Source organism: Micromonospora sp. WMMD987 (assembly GCF_029581435.1).
GTDB classification, from domain to species: Bacteria; Actinomycetota; Actinomycetes; order Mycobacteriales; family Micromonosporaceae; genus Micromonospora; species Micromonospora rifamycinica.
The window spans coordinates 940,552-958,684 of record NZ_CP120861.1; the positions used below are offsets into that span (position 1 = coordinate 940,552).

Here is an 18,133-nt window from a genome sequence, read left to right on the forward strand (position 1 = left end):
CGGATGGTCACGAGTCGCTCATCCTTTCGGTGATGACGGGGCCGAGCACCGACATGGCCTCGGCCTTGACGATGTCGAGATGTCCGCAGTCCAGGTCGTGGAACTCCGCCGGCCCGGTCAGGTACGGCCGCCAGGCCAGGTCGGAGCCCCTGTGGTGCCGGGTGGCCACGAAGCCGAGCGCCGGCCCGTCGAACCGGCCCGGGGTGTGCGCGGCCATCGCCCGCAGGTTCGCCTTCGTCACTGCGAGCAGGCGGTCCACCGTCGGGTCGTCGAGGGACGCCAGCGGACTTCCCGCCGCGACCAGTGCCGCCCGGGGGTTCCCGTCGCCGACGGCCACCCCGTCCAGCCCGACGCGGCGGGCGTCGGCGTCGCTGACCGCGACGGGGCCGTCCCCGCCGGGATGCGCGTCGAGCAGGACGAGCAGGGCGACCTCCTCGCCCCGGGCGCGCAGCTCCACCGCCACCTGGTGGGCCACCGTCCCCCCGAACGACCAACCCAGCAACAGGTACGGGCCGGTGCCCCGGAGCCTGGTGACGGTCTCCCGGTACCCCGCCGCCAGGTCGGCCACGGTCCGGTCGTCGACCGGCCCGTCGGCGAGCCGGGGATCCTGCAGGGCGTACACGGGACGGCCGGCCGGGACGAACCGGGGCAGCGCCGAGTAGCCCCAGCCCAGGCCGTTGGCCGGAGGGAACACGAACAGCGGCGGCCGGTCGCCGTCGGCGCGGTAGGAGAGCACCGCCTCCAACCCGGTCGGTCCGGTGTGCTCCAGGACCCGGTCGACGACCCGGTCGAGCTGGGCGACGGTCGGAGCGGCGAAGACCGCCCGTACCCCCACGTCTACGCCGAGGACGGCGGCGATCCGGCTGACCAGGCGCGGAGTGAGCAGGGAGTGGCCGCCGAGGTCGAAGAAGCTGGTGTCGATCCCCGGGGTGGGCACCCCCAGCACCTCGGCGAACAGGTCGGCGAGGACCTGCTGCCGGGGGCTGGCCGGTGCCCTGCCGCCGGTGGGGCGGGGCGGCCGGGGCAGCGCCGACCGGTCCACCTTGCCGTTGGCGTTGGTGGGCAGCACGTCCAGCACGACCAGTGCCGAAGGGACCATGTATTCGGGAAGCCGGGCGGCCAGGTGGGTGCGGAGAGCCTCCGGGTCGGGATCGGCACCGGGCCGCCGGGCCACGTACCCGACCAGGGTCCGGTCGCCGGTCCCGGCCACCGGGGCCACCACCACCGACGCGGAGACGTCCGGATGGGTGTCCAACACGGCGCTGATCTCGCCCGGCTCGATCCGGTGACCACGGATCTTGATCTGGTCGTCGGAGCGGCCCACGTATTCCAGGTGCCCGTCGCGGGCCCAGCGGACCAGGTCGCCGGTGCGGTACATCCGGGATCCCGGTCGGCCGTACGGGTCGGCCACGAACCGCCCGGCGGTCAGCGCCGGCCGCCTCAGGTAACCCCGGGCCACCCCCGCGCCGGCCAGGTAGAGTTCGCCGACGGTCGCCTCCGGCACGGGCCGCAACGCATCGTCGAGCACGTATGCCCGGGTGTTGGCGATCGGCCGCCCGATCGGGGGTGCGCCGGGGCGTCCGTCGACGACCGCGGTGGTGGAGTAGACCGTCGTCTCGGTCGGTCCGTACAGGTTGACCACCTCACGACCGTGGTCGCGCATCCGTTCGGCGAGCCGCCGGGGCAGCGCCTCCCCGACGCTGAGCATGCGCAGCCCGCGCACCGCCTCCGGGGCGAGGCCGATCAGCACCTGCCACAGGCTCGGCGTGCCCTGCATGGCCGTGATCCCCCGACGCCGCAGCAGCGTCGCCAGCCCGGCGGGATCCCGTGCCGTGTCGCGGGGCACCAGCACCACCGTGGCGCCGGACACCAGTGGGCTGAGCAGCTCGACCACCGACGCGTCGAACGCGACGGTGACGGTCGCCGCGATCCGGTCGGCCGGGCCGAACCGCAGCCGGTCCCGCATCGCCAGGAGCAGGTTGACCAGGTTGGCGTGGGTGACCACGACCCCCTTGGGCCGCCCGGTCGAACCGGACGTGTACAGCACGTAGGCGGCCTGCCCCGGTCCGGCGGCCCCGTCGGCGGGGCCGGCGCACGGGGACAGCGGGCCGCTGCGCCGTCCGTCCAGCAGGAAGCGCGGGCAACCGTCCACGTCGGGCAGTCCGTCGCTGCTCGCCCGGTCGGTCAGGAGCAGTACCGGCCGGGTGTCGTCCAGGACGAACGAGATCCGCCCCGCCGGATACCCGGTGTCGATCGGCAGATAGGCCCCACCGGCCTTCCAGATCGCCAGGATCGCCACCAGGACCTGTTCCGTACGGGCCAGGGCCAGGGCGACGAAGCGTTCCGGTCCGACCCCGCAGCGGCGCAGCGACCCGGCGAGCAGCTCGGCCTGTTCGTCCAACTCGCGGTAGGTCAGCCGCCGGTCACCGGCCATCACCGCGACGGCGTCCGGGGTGACGGCCACCTGCCCGGTGAACAGGTCGGTGACCCGGACGTCGGGCACCGGACGGGCCGTGTCGTTGCGGCTCTCCAGCAGCCGGTGCCGATCGTCGTCGTCGAGCAGGTCGACCGCACCGATCCGTCGCGCGGGGTCGGCCGCCGCGGTCTCCAGCACCCGGGCGAGCTGTCCGGCCAGCAGCTCCGCCGACGCCCGGTCGAACAGGTCGTCGGCGTACTCGACGATGCCCCTGATCCCGGCCGGTCGACCCGCCTGGTCGAACTCCTCCGCCAGGTAGAACGACAGGTCGAACTTGGCCACGTCGTGTCTCGGACGGTACGGCGCACCGGGCAGCCCGAGCAGGCGCACGTCCCCGCTGCCGCCGCTGGCGAGCAGGAAGAACACCTGGAAAAGCGGGTGCCGGCCCAGCGACCGGGCCGGTTGGAGGTCCTCGATCAGCCGCTCGAACGGCAGGTCCTGGTGGTCGAAGGCGGCCAGGTCGGCGTCCCGGACCCGGCGCAGCAGCTCGGTGAAGGAGGGATCGCCGGAGGTGTCGGTGCGCAGCACCAGCGAGTTGACGAACAGACCCACCAGGTCGTCCAGGGCCTCGTCGAGCCGACCGGACACCGCCGTGCCGAGCGGGATGTCCGGGCCGCAGCCGAGCCGGGTGAGCAGCGTCGCGATGCACGCCTGGACCACCATGAAGACCGTCGCGTGCTCGCCCTGCCCGAGGTCCCGCAGCCGGGCGTGGGTGGCCGCGCCGACCGCGAACGGCACCGTGCCGCCCCGGTACGAGGCGGCGGCCGGGCGTGGCCGGTCGACGGGCAGGGGCAGCTCCTCGGGCGACCCGCGGAGGGTCCGCCGCCAGAAGTCGAGTTGCCGACGCACCTCGCTCGCCGGGTCGTCGTCGGCACCGAGCAGTTCCCGCTGCCACAGGGTGTAGTCGGCGTACTGCACGGGCAACGGCTCCCATGCCGGCGGGCCGCCGCCGAGGCGGGCCTCGTACGCCATGGTCAGGTCCCGGCTCAGCGGACCCATCGACGTGCCGTCGGCGGCGATGTGGTGCACGAGGAGGACCAGCAGGTGATCGCGGTCGTCCGTGGTGAGCAGCCACACCGCCAACGGCGGCCCGGTGACCAGGTCGAACGTCAGGCCACACAGCTCGGCGACCCGCGCGTCCACCCGGTCGGCGGCGACCCTCTCGTGAGAGACCTCGACCCGTGCCCGGGCGGCCGGCAGGACCTGCTGGACGGGCTCGCCGTCCACCTCGCGGTAGACGGTGCGCAGCACCTCGTGCCGGGCCACGACGTCGGCGACCGCCGCCCGTAGGGCGGCCGGGTCGACCGGGCCGGTGATCCGGTTCACCACCGGCACGTTGTAGGTCGCCGACGGTCCCTCCATCCGGCCCAGGAACCACAGCCGACGCTGGGCGTACGACAGGGGTATCGCGGTGCCGGTCGTCGGCCCGGCCGTCACCGTTTCCTCCAGACGGTGACGTGTGACTCGAAGTAGTCGTACTCCCGGGGGTTCTGCCGCAGGACGCCGGGTTCGTCGACCTCGGCGACCAGGTCGAAGTGGCCGGCGAGCAACGCCTTGAGGGCGGTCTCGCTCGGTGTGCCGGTGGCCGCGGACCCGAGCCACTCGTCGGGGTGGCTGTACTCCGGATACCACGACCAGGGGCAGGCGACCATCAGCAGCCCGCCGGTGCGCAGGATCGCCGTGGACCCGGTGAACTGTTCCAGGCACGCCGCCGGCCGGGCGACCCGGTCCAGCACGTTGGACAGGACGACGGCGTCGAACGGCTGCTCCCCGACCCGCAGCGCGTTGGCGTCGCCGACCTCGAAGGCCACCCGTGCCCGGTCACCCGGCTCGACGAGGATGGACACCTCCCGGTGGAACGGCCCCTGCTCGATGACGGAGAACGTGCCGCCGCCGTGGTGGGTCAGCGCCTGGGCGATCTCCACCGACCGGCGGCTGATGTCCACGCCGACCACCTGGTCGGTCACCCACGCGCCGAGGGCGTGGGTGACCCCGCCGACGCTGCACCCGACGTCGAGCGCGCGGGCGACGCTGGTGCCGGTGCGCTGGGCGCACGAACGCAGCAGGTCCGACAGGCGCTGGCAGTATCCGTGGGCCATGGCCAGGGGATGCCCGCTCTGGTGGAAGACGTCCTCGAGACTGCCGTAGTGCATGAGCAGGTACTTGGACAGGTCACGTGAGGCGTCGTAGGGGGCGCTGGCCTCGTGTTCGTACAGCTCGTCACCCTTGAGCAGGGCAGGGGGGAACATCACGGTACGTCCTTTCGATCGGTGTCACGGGCCGCCGACCGGGCCCGCAGCGTCGGTCGGGCCGGCCTGGCCGAGACCAGCCACGGCTCCAGCGCGCCGACGGTGGGGTTCTCGAAGAGCTGCCGGACGCCCACCTCGACGCCCAGCGCGGTACGGACCCGGTTGACCAGGCGGGTGGCGAGCAGCGAGTGGCCGCCGAGGTCGAAGAAGTCGTCGTCCACGCCGACCTCCGGCAGGCCGAGGACGTCGGCGAAGAGCCGGCAGAGCACCTCCTGCCGGGCGGTCCGCGGACCGGCCCCGGCGCCGGGGGTGTGGGTGGGTGCCGGCAGCGCCTTCCGGTCGAGCTTGCCGTTGGCGGTGACCGGCAGTGCGGTCATGGTGACGAAGGCGCCGGGCACCATGTAGTCCGGCAGCCGGGCACCGAGGTCACGGCGCAGGACGACCGGGTCGACGGGGTCTGCGGTGGGCACCAGGTAGGCGACGATCCGCTTGTCGCCGGGCTGGTCCTCGCGGACCACCACGGCGGCCTGCCGGACGTCGTCCCGGCCGGTGAGCGCGTTCTCGATCTCGCCCAGCTCGATCCGGTAGCCGCGCACCTTCACCTGGTCGTCGGTGCGGCCGAGGAAGAGCAGACTCCCGTCGGTGTTCCAGCGGGCCAGGTCACCGGTGCGGTACAGCCGGCCGCCGGGAGGCCCGAACGGGTCGGCGACGAAGCGGGCGGCGGTGGTCCCCGGCTGGCGCAGGTAACCACGGGCGGTACCGGACCCGGCGAGGTAGATCTCGCCGGGCACCCCGGCCGGGACGGGCTGGAGACGGCGGTCCAGCAGGTGCACGCCGGTGTACGCCATCGGACGTCCGAGGGGGACCGTCGCCGGCACGTCCTCCCCGTGCCGCCAGGGGTACTGGGTGACACACAGCGTCATCTCGGTGGGGCCGTAGGTGGTGCGGACCACCGTGTCGGGGCAGTGCTCGACGGTGCGCGCGACGGCCCGGGCGGAGATGACGTCCCCACCCGTGGTCACCTCGTCCAACTCCCGGAAGACGTCGACCAGTTCGTCGGCGACGACCCGGAACAGCCCGGCGGTGAGGCTCAACCGGGTGATGCCGTGGGTGCGGACCAGCCGCTGGAGCACGGCCGCCGCCACGGCGTCGGGCGGTGCCACGACGACTGTTCCGCCGTGCAGCAGAGGACCCCAGAGTTCCCAGGTGGAGGCGTCGAAGGCGTGCGGGGAGTGCAGCAGGATGCGGTCCCCGGCGTGCAGCGCCCAGCTGGGGTCGCGGACCAGGTCGACGACGCCCTGGTGGGTGATCTGGATGCCCTTCGGCTCGCCGGTGGAGCCGGACGTGTACATGACGTAGCAGAGCTGCTGCGGGTGGACCGGCGGGAGCGGCACCGCCGCGTCGGCGTCCCGGGGCGTCCCGGTCAGCACGACCCGGCCGGCGGCCCGCTCGTCGTTCGCCAGCTCGTGGGCCTGGAACGAGTCGTCCACCAGCAGGACCGGTGAGGCGGTGTCCGCGGCCACCGCGCGCATCCGCTGCACCGGGTAGGCGGTGTGGATCGGCAGGTACGCGCCACCGGCCTTGAGCACCGCGAGGAACGCGACCACGAGGTCCACCGACCGCTGCATGAGCACCGGTACGGGCGTTTCGTCGCCGACGCCGTTGGCGCGTAGCGTCCGGGCCAGCCGCTCGGCCCGGTCCCGCAGCTCGGCGTAGCTGAGGGTGACCCCACCCTCGGTGAGGGCGGGCGCGTCGGGCGTCCGTGCGGCCTGTTCGTCGAAGGCGGCGACCACGCTGCACGGCACCACGGGCGGGTCGTCGGCCTCGGCGTGCAGCTGCCGCCGTTCCCGGGTGGTGAGGACGTCCAGGCTGCCGACCGGGATGGCCGGTCGGAGCGCGACCTGCTGCAGGATCGCCACCAGCCGTTCCCCGAGCGCCGCGGCCGTCGCGGTGGTGAACAGGTCGGTGGCGAACGTGAGGGTGATCTGGAGGTCGGCGTCGACCGGTTCGTCGGCGACCGTGAAGTCGAGGTCGAACTTCGCGACCGCCAGTCTGGTCGGCTCCGGTGCGGTCTCCAGCCCGGGCAGCGGGGTCGAGGTGGGCGTGCGGTCGGCCCGGGACAGGGCGACCTGGAAGAGGGGGTGTCGGGCGAGGGTGCGGGTGGGTTGGAGGTGGGCGACGAGGCGGTCGAAGGGGAGGTCTTGGTGGTCGAGGGCGGTGAGGGTGGTGTCGCGGACGCGGTGGAGGAGGTCGGTGAAGGTGGGGTTGCCGCTGGTGTCGGTGCGTAGGACGAGGGTGTTGACGAAGAAGCCGATGAGGTTGTCGAGGGTGTCGTCGGTGCGTCCGGCGACGACGGTGCCGAGGGGGATGTCGGTGCCGCAGCCGAGGCGGGTGAGGAGGGTGGCGATGGCGGTTTGGATGAGCATGAAGAGGGTGGCGTCGTGGGTGCGGGCGATGGTGCGGAGTGTGGTGTGGGTGTGGGTGGGGATGGTGAGGTCGATGCGGCCGGCGTGGTGGGTGGGGTGTGCGGGGCGGGGGTGGTCGGTGGGTAGGGGCAGCTCGTCGGGCAACCCCGCCAGGACCGTTCCCCAGTGGTCCAGTTGCCGGCGCAGCTCACTGCCCGGGTCGTCGGCGTCGCCGAGCAGGTCGCGCTGCCACAGCGTGTAGTCGGCGTACTGGACGGGCAACGGCTCCCGGTCGGGTTCGTGCCCGTCGACCCGGGCCGCGTACGCGTCGGCGAGGTCCCGGCCGAGCGGTCCCATCGACGCGCCGTCACCGGCGATGTGGTGCAGGTTGACCACGAGCAGGTGCTCGTCCGCCAGGTCGTCGCGGCTGACCAGCCGGACCGTGAGGGGGGTTTCCCGGGCCAGGTCGAAGGCGCGGGCGGAGGCGGCGCGCACCGCCTCCTCCTGCCGCTCGGCGTCGGGCACCCGCTGGTGGATGAACTCGACCAGCCCCGGTGCGACAGGCAGCACGTGCTGGGTGGGCTCACCGTCCACCTCGACGTAGACGGTGCGCAGCACCTCGTGCCGGGCGACCAGGTCGTCGACGGCGGCGCGGAGGGCCGGTACGTCCACCCTGCCCGTGATCCTGGTGGTGACCGGCACGTTGTACGTCGCCGACGGTCCCTGCACCGAGTGCAGGAACCACAGTCGACGCTGGGCGAAGGACAGCGGCAGCGGGTCGGGCCGCCGGACGGCCACCGTCACCGGGGGACGGCGGGTGCCGGTGGTGAGCCGGGGTTCGAGGGCGGCGACGGTGGGGTTGGCGAACAGGTCCCGTACCCCGACGTCGACGCCCAGGACGCCGCGCACCCGGTTGACCAGGCGGGTGGCCAGCAGCGAGTGACCACCCAGGTCGAAGAAGTCGTCGTCGACGCCCACCTCGGGCACCCCGAGGACGGCGGCGAAGAGCTGGCAGAGCACCTCCTGCCGGGCGGTGCGCGCAACGGCCCGGCCGGCGGTCGGGTACCCGGGCGCGGGCAGGGCGTTGCGGTCGAGCTTGCCGTTCGGGGTCATCGGCAGCGCGGCCATGGTGACGAAGGCGGCCGGGACCATGTAGTCGGGCAGCCGGTCGCCGACCGCCCCGCGGAGCGCCGACAGGTCGAGGTCGTCGTCCTCGGGCACCAGGTACGCGACGATCCGCCGGTCACCGGGTTGGTCCTCGCGGACCACCACGGCTGCCTGGCGGACCCCGGGGTGGCCGGTGAGGGTGGTCTCGACCTCGCCCAGCTCGATCCGGAAGCCCCGGATCTTGACCTGGTCGTCGGTACGACCGAGGAAGTGCAGCCGCCCGTCGCGGTCCCACCTGACCAGGTCACCGGTCCGGTACAGCCGGCTCCCGGCCGGCCCGTACGGGTTGGCCACGAACCGGCTGGCGGTGAGCTCCGGCCGGTTCACGTAACCTCGGGCGAGGCCCTCCCCGGCCACGTACAGCTCCCCGGCCACCCCCACCGGCACCGGCCGCAGCGTCGCGTCCAGCGCGTAACAGGCGGTGTTCGCCACCGGCGTCCCGATGGTCACCGGCTGGCCATGGGGCAGGGGGCCGCCGCTGGCGCAGACGGTCACCTCGGTCGGACCGTACGAGTTGATCAGCCGGTGGTCGGCCGCCCAGGTGTCCACCAGCCACTGCGGGCACGCCTCGCTGGCGGTGATGACCGTCGCCCCGGCCGGCAGGATGCTCGTCGGCAACGTGGCGAGCAGGCTCGGGGTGACCGTGACGTGGGTGGTCAGGCCGAGCTGGTCGCGGTCGGCCTCCGCCGGCAGGAGCAGCCGTTCCGGGTCGAACGGTACGACCGCACCACCAGCGAGCAGCGCCATGTACATCTCCCACACCGACCCGTCGAAGCCGATCGAGGCGAGCTGGAGGATCCGGCTGCCCGGCCGGACACCGAAGTCCCGCCGGTAGCGGTGGGCCAGGCGACTGATCCCCCGGTGGGTGACGGTCACGCCCTTCGGCTGCCCGGTCGAACCGGACGTGTAGATCACATAGGCGCCGTGGTCCAGGGCGAGTGGCGGCCGTGGCTCGTCGGTGGGCAGGGTCGACACCTCCCGCCACAGGTCACCGCCGACCAGGACGGTCTTGGCCGCCGGGGAGCCCGGCAGGTGGGCGGGGTCGTCGACGAGGATGACCGCCGGCGCGGTCTGCCCCAGGACGAACTGCTTCCGGACGGTGGGGTACGCCGGGTCGACCGGCACGTAGCAGCCACCCGCCTTGGCCACCGCCAGCAGGCAGGTGACCAGCTCCACCGACCGGCGCATCGACACCGCGACGTGCACGTCCGGGCCGACGCCGTGCGCCGTCAGGTAGTGCGCCAACCGGTTCGCCCGCAGGTCCAGCTCGCGGTAGCTGAGCTGGCCGGCGGCGTGCGCCACCGCGACAGCGTCCGGGTTCCGGCGGACCTGGTGGGCGAAGAGCGCCGGCACGGTCTCCGGGACGACCCGGGCAGCCGAGGCGTTGAAACCGTTCAGCAGTTTCTCGCGCTCGCCCTCGGTGAGTACGTCGGTCGCCGTCACCCTGCGGGCCGGGTCGGTGGCGAGCTGCGTCAGCAGGTTCACCAGCCGCTGCCCGACCGCCGCCGCGCCGGCCCGGGTGAACAGGTCCTCCGCGTAGGTGAGGCTCAGCTCCAGTTCGCCGTCGTCGTGCGCGACGAAGCCGAAGAACAGGTCGAACTTGGCCGTGTCGAACGGCGGCTTCTCCGACCGCACGGACAGCGGGTCCAGGGTCAGCACGAGCCCCCGGTCGACGGCGAACGCGACCTGGAAGAGGGGGTGTCGGGCGAGGGTGCGGGTGGGTTGGAGGTGGGCGACGAGGCGGTCGAAGGGGAGGTCTTGGTGGTCGAGGGCGGTGAGGGTGGTGTCGCGGACGCGGTGGAGGAGGTCGGTGAAGGTGGGGTTGCCGCTGGTGTCGGTGCGTAGGACGAGGGTGTTGACGAAGAAGCCGATGAGGTTGTCGAGGGTGTCGTCGGTGCGTCCGGCGACGACGGTGCCGAGGGGGATGTCGGTGCCGCAGCCGAGGCGGGTGAGGAGGGTGGCGATGGCGGTTTGGATGAGCATGAAGAGGGTGGCGTCGTGGGTGCGGGCGATGGTGCGGAGTGTGGTGTGGGTGTGGGTGGGGATGGTGAGGTCGATGCGGCCGGCGTGGTGGGTGGGGTGTGCGGGGCGGGGGTGGTCGGTGGGTAGGGGCAGCTCGTCGGGCAACCCCGCCAGGACCGACCGCCAGTAGGTCAGCTGGCGGTTCGCCCGGCTGTCCGGGTCGTCGTCGGCACCGAGCAGGTCGCGCTGCCACAGGGCGTAGTCGGCGTACTGGATCGGCAACGGCTCCCACGCCGGGGCCGTCCCGGCGAGGCGGGCGGCGTACGCCGTCGCCAGGTCGCGGCTCAGCGGCCCCATCGAGGTCCCGTCGGCGGCGATGTGGTGCAGCGAGATCGCCAGCAGGTGCTCCCGCGCGTCCAGGCTGAACAGCCGGACCCGGACGGGCAGCTCGCGGGTCAGGTCGAACGGCTGCGCGCAGACCTCGACCAGGGCCTCGTCGGCCTCGTCGGCGGTGACCGCCCGGTGGGCGAAGTCGACCCGCACCCGGTCGGCCGGCAGCACCCGTTGCGACGGTTCCCCGTCGACCTCCACGTACACGGTGCGGAGCACCTCGTGCCGGCTGACCACGTCCCCGACGGCCGCATCGAGAGCCGCCACATCCACCGCGTCCCGGATCCGGGTGACCACGGGGATGTTGTACGTCGCCGAGGGGCCTTCGAGGCGGTCGAGGAACCACAGTCGGCGCTGCGCGAAGGACAACGGGACCATCACTGTTGCTCACTTTCCGAGTGGGGGAGGACGCGTACGGACCGCGCGGGGTTCAGGCCCGGACGGGGCCGGCCGGCGCGGGCCCCTCGCTGATCCCGGTCGGGCACAGGTGGCTCAAGGACGGGCGGATCCGCCGACGGCGCGACCGTCGTCGGGGCGGTGGTGGATCGGAGTCCGGCGCACCCGTGGTCGTGGGCGGAGCGCTCCGACGGCAGCCTGCGACCTCGTCGCCGTCACGCTCCTACGGCGGGCGGGGCCGGTACGGGGCGAATCACGTCCGCACCGGAGAAGCCCCTGTCGGGCCGCCCGGCGGCGAACGAGGGGGCCGCCGGGCAGGCGGGTGCGGGGCGGTTCGTGCTCTGCGCCTGTTGCCGCCCCGGGAGTCGAAGAGTTCGTCGCCGGGTCAGGTCCGCGGGGCCACGTCCGGTAGCTCGCCGGAGCGCATCGCCTCGACGAGACTGCGCGGTCGCATGTCCACCCAGTTCGTCTCCACCCAGGCGAGCGCCTCGGCGCGGCCCGCGTCGGCCAGGGCGACCGTCCAGCCCGCGGGCACCTCGGCGAAGACGGGCCACAGGCAGTGCTGTCCCTCGTCGTTCACCAGGACCATGAAGCGGGCGTTCTCGTCATCGAAGGGGTTCACTGGGTGCTCCTCGCGGGTCCACCTGGACAGCCGCCCGTAGGTCGGTGCGGCCCGGTAAATACTGGTGGTTGTCCTTCACCGCGAACTTCCCGGCGACTCACCGTCACTTATCCATCACTTACCATTACTGGTCACGGTGCGTGCAGGTACCGCGACCGCGCCGGTGAGCCGGTTGGCCAAGGCACTGGCGAAGGTGAATCCGACAGGGCGGCATCCGCCTTGGACGCCGAGCAGCGTCGGCTCCCCGGGCCGGAACACCCCTACAGCTATCTGACCGCGGCTCGGCTCCGCGCGCTCAGAGATCCCGCGCGCCGGGCGTTGGTCGTGGACACTCGAGGGAGGCCAGCAGGCGCAGCCCGTCTTCGGCGGGGCTTTCGGCCGGCGCCGACAGGACGATCAGTTCCCTGCCCGACCCGTCGGGCAGGGCGAAGTTCTCCTGGTGCAGTTCCAGCAGCCCGACCAGCGGGTGCCGGAAGGCCTTGGGTCCGTGTGCGCGGGCGCGCACGTCCGCCCGGGCCCAGAGGCGGCGGAAGCGCTCGCTGCCCATCGACAGTTCGCCGATGAGCGAGGCCAGGCGGGGATCGTCGGGGTGCTTTCCGGCGGCCAGGCGAAGGTGCCCGACCACGTCGAGGGTGCACGTCTCCCACTGCGCGTAGAGGCCCCGCACATCCTCTTCGAGGAAGATGTGCCGGGCGGTGTTCAGGCCGGTCGTGTCGCGGCCGTAGAGGAGCCCGGCGAGGCGGTTGCCGGCGACCACGTCCATCCGGTGGTCCATGATCAGGGCGGGGGCGTCGACGATCAGGTCGAGTACCCGGAGCAGCTCCGCCCGCAGGCGACCGGTCGGTGCCCTGGTGCGACGGCGGCGCTGCCGGGCCAGCCGGTACAGGTGACCGCGTTCGGTCTCGTCGAGTCCGAGGACACGGGCGAGCGCGTCGAGGACCTGTTCCGAGGGTTGGGTGGCGCGGCCCTGCTCCAGGCGTACGTAGTAGTCGACGCTGACCCCGGACAGGTGGGCGACCTCTTCGCGACGCAGCCCCTCGACGCGGCGCCGGTTGTCGGTCGGGATGCCGGCGACGGACGGGTCGACCCGGGAGCGCCGGGTACGCAGGAAGCCCGCGAGATCGTCCATGGCCTCCAGTATCGCTCCGGCGACACGGGTGCGGGTGGTCCTGCCGTTACCAGGAAGTCCCGTCCGACGGAACCGGCGTCCCTGAACGGCGCGGTCCCGGCCGTCGAGCATGGGTGGCGACACACGTCGTCGAAGGGACAGCCATGAAGACGCTCATCGTCTACGCCCATCCGGAGCCGCGTTCGCTGAACGGCTCGCTGAAGGATCTCGCGGTGTCCACACTCGAAGCCGCCGGTCACGAGGTGCGGGTGAGCGACCTGTACGCGATGAACTGGAAGGCCGTGGTGGACGCGGCCGACTTCGGCGGGTACGCCACGAGCCCGCTGCGGGTGACCCCGAGTTCGGGCCGGGCGTACGACGCCGGTGCACTCACCCCCGAGGTGCGGGCCGAACAGGAGAAGCTGCTCTGGGCCGACACGGTGATCTTCCAGTTCCCCCTGTGGTGGTACACCATGCCGGCCATCCTCAAGGGCTGGGTGGACCGGGTGTTCTCCTTCCACTTCGCCTACGGCGTGGGCGTGCACGACGAGACCCGCTACGGCGAGCGTTTCGGGGAGGGGACACTGCTCGGGCGGCGGGCGGTCCTCTCGGTGACCATCGGCGGCCCGGAGTCGCAGTACACGGATCGCGGGATCAACGGCCCGATCGAGGACCTGCTGTTCCCGATCCACCACGGCATCCTCTACTACCCGGGGCTGGAGGTGCTGCCGCCGTTCGTGCTGTACCGCGCCGACCGGATCTCCGGTGACGAATTCGCCGACGCCGCGAAGAGGTGGCAGGAGCGACTGTTGACACTGGAGACGACCGCGCCGATCGCGTTCCGGCGACAGAACTCCGGTGACTACGAGATCCCGTCACTACGGCTGAAGGAGGGCCTGGAGACGCCCGGTCGCAGCGGTTTCGCCCTGCACGTGCGGGATTAGCCGCCCGGGTCGGTTCACCACGTGGAGGAGACCGTGGCGGTGCCGACCGTACGCCCGGTGTGGTCGTGGGCGGTGACCGTCGGCGGCCGGCGGGAGGACCAGACCACGATCAGGTGACCGTGCCGGGGAACGGGCAGGTGGCGGCCGTCGGCACGGAGTTCGGCGACCCCGTGGCCGACGAGCACCGCCGACCCCCGTACCCATCGCGTCGCCCGGGACGGCGGGGAGCCACCGTCGCGCACGACGGCGGCACCCGCACCCGACATCACCTGGTACGGCCCGAGATCGTCGCGGGCCCGCTCGAACGCTCCCGCGGTGGGGCCCGCGTCCGACGATCCACCGCCGCCGAGCATCCGCCAGACGCCGTGGTCGTCGACGGCCAGCAGGTGTGTCTCGTCCCAGTGGCACCCGACGCCCCGACGCAGGAACCGGGTGGCGGCGACGTCGCCGTCCACGTCGACCGCGACCGGCGCGAAGCGACGGCGTCGACTCAGCCGCACGGGGCCGTCCGGCATCCCGGACGTGATCAGGCGCAGGCTCTCGGCCAGGGCGTCGTACGCCATCCGTCGACCGTACCCGAGCCGGGGCCCCCGGGTCGCGGGTCGACCACCCACGGGCGGAAGCGTCCCGGCTTCCGGGCGTGGTCGATCCGGCCCGGACCGTGTCATGCTGCACGGACCCGACGGGAGGACGGCGATGGCTGCTGGCGATGCCGTAGAGGTCCGGCCGGCGCGGGGGCTGCTGCGACCGCTGATGTCCGGGGCGACGCTGATCGCGGTCCTGGCGTTGCTGTTCGGGCTGCCCTGGTGGACGCTGACGGTGGCGGCGCGCTGGCCGACGCCGGTGGTGGCCGCCGGCACGGCGGTGTCCGTCGTCGCGGTGGTCGCGTTCCCCGTCCTGATGTATCTCGGGCACGGCCGCCGTCGGCTGGATGCGGCGGCCCGTGCGGGCGACACCCTCCTCGGCCTGGTCTGGATCCTCTTCGTCTGGGCGCTGCTCGGCAACGTGGCCCGGCTCCCGCTGGCCGCCGCCGGGGTCGCCGATCCGGTGCGGTCCCGGGTGGTGGCGGTCGGCGTGGCGGCCGTCTCGACCGTCCTGGCCGTCTGGGGGTACGTCGAGGCGATGCGGGTGCCCCGGGTCCGGCGGGTGGACGTCACCCTGGACCGGCTGGGTGCCGGTCTCGACGGGGTCCGGGTGGCGCTGCTGACCGACACCCACTACGGCCCGATCGACCGGGCCCGCTGGTCGGCCCGCACCATCGAGGTGGTCAACGGCCTGGCCCCCGACATCGTCTGCCACACCGGCGACATCGCCGACGGCACGGTCGAGCAGCGCCGGGCACAGGCGGCGCCGCTGGGTGCCGTGCGGGCGCGGCTGGCCCGGGTGTACGTGACGGGCAACCACGAGTACCACGGCCAGGCACAGGGCTGGGTCGACCAGATGCGGACCCTGGGCTGGGAGCCGCTGCACAACCGGCACCTCGTGGTGGAGCGGGGCGGCGCACGGCTCGTCGTCGCCGGGGTGGACGACGTGACCGCCGCCTCGTCCGGTGTCGCCGGTCACCGGGCCGACCACGCGGCGGCGCTCGCCGGCACCGACCCGCAGTTGCCGGTGCTGCTGCTGGCGCACCAGCCGAAGCAGATCGGCGACGCGGTGGCGGCCGGCGTGGACCTGCAACTGTCCGGGCACACCCACGGCGGTCAGATGTGGCCGTTCCACTACCTGGTCCGGCTCGACCAGCCGGTCGTGCAGGGCCTCAGCCGGCACGGCCGGACCCAGCTGTACACGAGCCGGGGGACCGGTTTCTGGGGCCCGCCGTTCCGGATCTTCGCGCCGAGCGAGATCACCCTGCTCACCCTCCGGGCGGGTTAGCCGGTCCTCGGCGATCACGTCCTCCGGTGGTCCCTGGTCAGGGCGGGGGCGTCGACGGTCGGGTCGGGCACGCGCAGCAGCCCATCTCTACCGGCTGATGTTCAGCAGCCCCGCCAGCGATCCCACGTGCCCGCCCGGGCTGCCCAGCCCACGCACTCACCGGTCAGCTCGGATCGGGCACCGGCGGCGCGCATCGGGTCGGCCCTGAGCGTACGAATGATCAACGCGGGGCCGGTCGGGCGGCGCCGTGGCGGCCGGCGTTCGCCGTGGGTCCGTCCGGTCAGAATGCGGGGCGGCGGATCCGCCAGAAGACCAGTGCCAGCAACAGCATGGCCAGCGCGACGAACGTGACGGTCTCGATGGTCTGGAAGGTCCAGTACCGTTCGACGGGTTGGTAGACGGTCCAGCGTTGGACACCGTGGTCGTGGAGATAGATGGTGGGGTCGCCGCCCCCCTCCCGGGCCTTCGCCTCCATGATCACGGCGCCGAGGCCGGTGACGTGGCGGCCGTCGGCGTCGACGAACCCCTGGTCGAGGATCATGTCCCGGGCGCTGGTCGTGCCGTCGGTGATATCGCCCGTTCCCGGTACGAAGGCCTCGACGCGGGTGACCGGTGTGAGGAAGTGCGGGCGGATCCAGCCGGCGACGGTGAAGCGTACGGCCAGGAACACCACGAACGCCACGGCGGCGGCCGGCAGGCTGCGGCGCAGCACCGGTCCGGCGGCGACGCCCAGCGCGAACGCGAACAGGGCGTACGCCATCGGCACGACGCCGGTCAGGTCGAAGCCGGTGATGTCGAACCCGCCCAGCAGGTCGAGTGGCTGCCGGTACCAGCCGACCACCGCGGACAGTCCGGCGGCGAGCAGCACGCAGACGGTGCCGAGCACCAGGATCTTGACGGCCAGCCAGCGCCTACGGGGCACCGCCTGGGTCCAGGCGAGCTGCCAGGTGCCCGCCTCCAGTTCCCGGGCGAGCAGCGGCGCACCGAGGAAACCGCCGATCGCGTACGGGGCGAAGTTGAGCAGGATCAGCACGGTGGTGCTGTAGCCGTGGTCCTGCTGTAGCCGGGCCAGAGCGGATCGGCAGCCCTGGTCCAGCGGTGGCACCAGACAGTGCGTCGGACCCATCGGGAACAGGGCGTGCATCGGCCTGCCGAGGGCGACCAGCGCCACCGCGATGAGGCCGACGAAGACCGTCAGCGCCAGGACCTCGGTGCGGTGCTGACGCCACATCGTCCACGTCATGCGGTCCGCTCCCGGTGTGCGGTGTCGAGGTCGGCGGGCCGGCGCAGGTAGGCCAGCACGAGTTCTTCCAGCCCGACGGGGTTCGCCTGCCAGCCGGGCATGACCGGTGTTGCCGCCTGGCGTACCAGCATGGTGGTGTGCCGGTCGCTGTGCCTGACCTCGATGACCGACGAGCTGCGGGCGTCCGCCACGACCCGTGGACCGACGAGCAGCCGGTGTTCGGCCAGCAGCGAGTCGATGTCGCCGTCGAGCACGACCCGGCCATGGTTGATCACCACGAGGTGGTCGCAGACCCGTTCCAGTTCGTGGATGGCGTGGGAGGAGAACAACACGGTCAACTGGCTGTCGGCGACCGCGCCCATCAGGGTCCGCTGGAACTCCTGCCGGGCCAGTGGATCCAGGCTGGACAGCGGCTCGTCCAGGACCAGCAGGTCGGGTCGCTTGGCCAGCGCCAGCGTGAGCGCCACCTGGGACTGCTGCCCGCCGGAGAGCGAGCCGGCGCGGGCCGTCAGCGGGATGCCCAGCCGGGTCAGGCGTCGTGCGGCCAGCTCGTGGTCGAAGCGCACGTTGCAGGAGCGGCCGAAGCGCAGCAGGTCCGCCACGCTGAACTGGCGGTAGAGCGGGTGGTCCTGGGCGAGGAAACCGATACGGGCCAGGGCTCGCACGCTGTTGGTGGCGGGCGATTCGCCGAACACCTCGACCGATCCTGTCGTGGGCGTGAGCAGCCCGACCGCCAGGCGCAGCAACGTGGTCTTGCCGGCGCCGTTCGGGCCGACCAGGGCGCTGACACGGCCGGGGGGCAGCTCCAGGGTGCAGTCGCGCAGCGCCCAGGCTCCGCGGTAGCGCTTGCCGAGGTTCCGGGTACGCAGCGCGGGGTGGTCCGTCATGCTGACTCCGCATTCGTCTTGGTCTGCTGGTGGACGCTGGCGAACAGGGCGGCGATCGCCTGATCGTCCAGCCCCGCGGCGTACGCCCTCCGCAGCCAGGTCTGTAGGCCGCCCCGCAGGGAGGTGTAGACGGCCGGGGGCACCGCGGCCGGCAACGTGTCGTTGACGAACGTGCCGTGGCCTGGCCGGCCGGTGACCAGGTTCTCCAGCTCCAGTTGGCGGTACGCCTTCGCCACCGTGTTCGGATTGATGGCCAGCGACTCGACCACCTCCCGGATCAGGGGCAGGCGGTCACCGGGCCGGAGGAAACCCAGCAGGACCGCCTGCTGGACCTGCTGGACCAGCTGCAGGTACGGCGGTACGCCGGAGCCGGTGTCGAGCCGGAAGTGGAACATCGAGCCTCCCTGCTTTA

11 protein-coding genes are annotated in these 18,133 nt (G+C 72.8%); 2 read left to right on the plus strand and 9 right to left on the minus strand.

Translation table 11 applies throughout. The annotated features are described in order from the left end of the window. Positions 1 to 7 precede the first annotated feature (7 nt). The 5 genes from O7612_RS04200 to O7612_RS04220 all read right to left on the minus strand — a co-directional run bounded on the left by O7612_RS04200 (position 8) and on the right by O7612_RS04220 (position 12,796). Entirely contained in the window at positions 8 to 3,913 is a 3,906-nt protein-coding gene (locus tag O7612_RS04200) for a non-ribosomal peptide synthetase (RefSeq protein WP_282270643.1), read from the minus strand. Next, positions 3,910 to 4,725 (minus strand): methyltransferase domain-containing protein, encoded by an 816-nt coding sequence (locus O7612_RS04205; RefSeq protein WP_067303128.1) that lies wholly within the window; start codon positions 4,723 to 4,725, stop codon positions 3,910 to 3,912. The genes O7612_RS04200 and O7612_RS04205 overlap by 4 nt, the downstream gene beginning before the upstream one ends. Next, positions 4,725 to 11,027: a non-ribosomal peptide synthetase gene (locus O7612_RS04210; protein WP_282273788.1), complete on the minus strand. Its 6,303-nt coding sequence runs from the start codon at positions 11,025 to 11,027 to the stop codon at positions 4,725 to 4,727. Before O7612_RS04210 ends, O7612_RS04205 begins: the two co-directional genes overlap by 1 nt. A 403-nt stretch (positions 11,028 to 11,430) precedes the next feature. Beyond that, on the minus strand, positions 11,431 to 11,667 hold the full coding sequence (locus O7612_RS04215; protein ID WP_197699983.1) for an MbtH family protein: 237 nt from the start codon (positions 11,665 to 11,667) through the stop codon (positions 11,431 to 11,433). 295 nt (positions 11,668 to 11,962) lie between these two features. After that, positions 11,963 to 12,796, minus strand: a complete 834-nt coding sequence (locus tag O7612_RS04220) for a helix-turn-helix transcriptional regulator (RefSeq protein WP_282270648.1) — start codon at positions 12,794 to 12,796, stop codon at positions 11,963 to 11,965. Positions 12,797 to 12,939: 143 nt separating this feature from the next. Between O7612_RS04220 and O7612_RS04225 the strand changes: the two genes are divergently transcribed. Beyond that, positions 12,940 to 13,719 (plus strand): NAD(P)H-dependent oxidoreductase, encoded by a 780-nt coding sequence (locus tag O7612_RS04225; protein WP_282270650.1) that lies wholly within the window; start codon positions 12,940 to 12,942, stop codon positions 13,717 to 13,719. Positions 13,720 to 13,733: 14 nt separating this feature from the next. Here O7612_RS04225 and O7612_RS04230 read toward each other — a convergent pair whose 3' ends face one another. Beyond that, positions 13,734 to 14,282, minus strand: a complete 549-nt coding sequence (locus O7612_RS04230) for a hypothetical protein (protein ID WP_282270652.1) — start codon at positions 14,280 to 14,282, stop codon at positions 13,734 to 13,736. A 133-nt stretch (positions 14,283 to 14,415) separates the two neighbouring features. Between O7612_RS04230 and O7612_RS04235 the strand changes: the two genes are divergently transcribed. Then, positions 14,416 to 15,591 carry a metallophosphoesterase gene (locus O7612_RS04235; RefSeq protein WP_282270654.1) on the plus strand — a complete coding sequence of 392 codons (1,176 nt, stop codon included), beginning with the start codon at positions 14,416 to 14,418 and terminating at the stop codon, positions 15,589 to 15,591. Between the two features lie 280 nt (positions 15,592 to 15,871). Here the strand turns inward: O7612_RS04235 and O7612_RS04240 are convergent, their stop codons facing one another. From O7612_RS04240 to O7612_RS04250, 3 genes are read right to left on the minus strand one after another with little or no spacing between them, the layout of a single operon-like run. Beyond that, positions 15,872 to 16,834 carry an ABC transporter permease subunit gene (locus O7612_RS04240; RefSeq protein WP_282270656.1) on the minus strand — a complete coding sequence of 321 codons (963 nt, stop codon included), beginning with the start codon at positions 16,832 to 16,834 and terminating at the stop codon, positions 15,872 to 15,874. Then, the gene (locus O7612_RS04245; protein ID WP_282270658.1) at positions 16,831 to 17,721 is read right to left on the minus strand and encodes an ABC transporter ATP-binding protein; all 891 of its coding nucleotides are present in this window, start codon (positions 17,719 to 17,721) and stop codon (positions 16,831 to 16,833) included. The genes O7612_RS04240 and O7612_RS04245 overlap by 4 nt, the downstream gene beginning before the upstream one ends. Then, the gene (locus O7612_RS04250; RefSeq protein WP_282270660.1) at positions 17,718 to 18,116 is read right to left on the minus strand and encodes a winged helix-turn-helix domain-containing protein; all 399 of its coding nucleotides are present in this window, start codon (positions 18,114 to 18,116) and stop codon (positions 17,718 to 17,720) included. The genes O7612_RS04245 and O7612_RS04250 overlap by 4 nt, the downstream gene beginning before the upstream one ends. Positions 18,117 to 18,133 lie beyond the last annotated feature (17 nt).

What these genes read in the sequence shown, in the direction of transcription:
- O7612_RS04225 (WP_282270650.1), top strand. Translation starts at nt 12,940, where the DNA reads ATGAAGACGCTCATCGTCTACGCCCATCCGGAGCCGCGTTCGCTGAAC.
- O7612_RS04210 (WP_282273788.1), bottom strand. Translation starts at nt 11,027, where the DNA reads ATGGTCCCGTTGTCCTTCGCGCAGCGCCGACTGTGGTTCCTCGACCGC.
- O7612_RS04220 (WP_282270648.1), bottom strand. Translation starts at nt 12,796, where the DNA reads ATGGACGATCTCGCGGGCTTCCTGCGTACCCGGCGCTCCCGGGTCGAC.
- O7612_RS04245 (WP_282270658.1), bottom strand. Translation starts at nt 17,721, where the DNA reads ATGACGGACCACCCCGCGCTGCGTACCCGGAACCTCGGCAAGCGCTAC.
- O7612_RS04205 (WP_067303128.1), bottom strand. Translation starts at nt 4,725, where the DNA reads ATGTTCCCCCCTGCCCTGCTCAAGGGTGACGAGCTGTACGAACACGAG.
- O7612_RS04250 (WP_282270660.1), bottom strand. Translation starts at nt 18,116, where the DNA reads ATGTTCCACTTCCGGCTCGACACCGGCTCCGGCGTACCGCCGTACCTG.
- O7612_RS04235 (WP_282270654.1), top strand. Translation starts at nt 14,416, where the DNA reads ATGGCTGCTGGCGATGCCGTAGAGGTCCGGCCGGCGCGGGGGCTGCTG.
- O7612_RS04230 (WP_282270652.1), bottom strand. Translation starts at nt 14,282, where the DNA reads ATGGCGTACGACGCCCTGGCCGAGAGCCTGCGCCTGATCACGTCCGGG.
- O7612_RS04240 (WP_282270656.1), bottom strand. Translation starts at nt 16,834, where the DNA reads ATGACGTGGACGATGTGGCGTCAGCACCGCACCGAGGTCCTGGCGCTG.